The following is a 455-nucleotide window of genomic DNA, read 5'->3' on the forward strand; positions in this document are numbered from 1 at the left end:
AGCCTGCTCTATTCGGCCGGCGGCATTCTGCTCGGCGGCCTTATGCAACTGCCAAGTCCGCAGCAGGGCGACAACTACCTGATGCCGTCGATCGCCGCGACGGTTCTGGGTGGAACCTCGCTGTTTGGCGGCAAGGGCAATCTGGCGGCAACCGTGATCGCCGCTCTCTTTCTCACACAGCTCCAGCAATTGGTGCTGACGACGGGCGCCAGCATCGGCGTTCAATACCTTTTTCAAGGTGCCGCGATCCTGGTCGGGGTCGGCATCTATGGTCTTAATTTTCGCAATCTCAAGCGTGCAATCAGCTTGAGGAACAGGTCGACCGCATGATGTCGGCGGCCAAGGGAATAAACAGTTTCAACGCTGTCCATCACGGCAGGTTGGAGAACAGCAACCAAACTTCGTTGGGAGGAAATGATGAAGTCTTATCTTGGATTAAACGTGATATCGGGCGC

General features: G+C 56.3%; 1 pseudogene. It reads left to right on the forward strand.

Annotation, left to right across the window (positions count from 1 at the left end):
• Window positions 1–330, forward strand: a pseudogene (locus tag EN879_RS38510) (hypothetical protein); the annotation flags it as partial.
• Window positions 331–455 lie beyond the last annotated feature (125 nt).

It is taken from the genome of Mesorhizobium sp. M7A.F.Ca.AU.002.02.1.1 (assembly GCF_003998535.1).
GTDB lineage: Bacteria > Pseudomonadota > Alphaproteobacteria > Rhizobiales > Rhizobiaceae > Mesorhizobium > Mesorhizobium ciceri.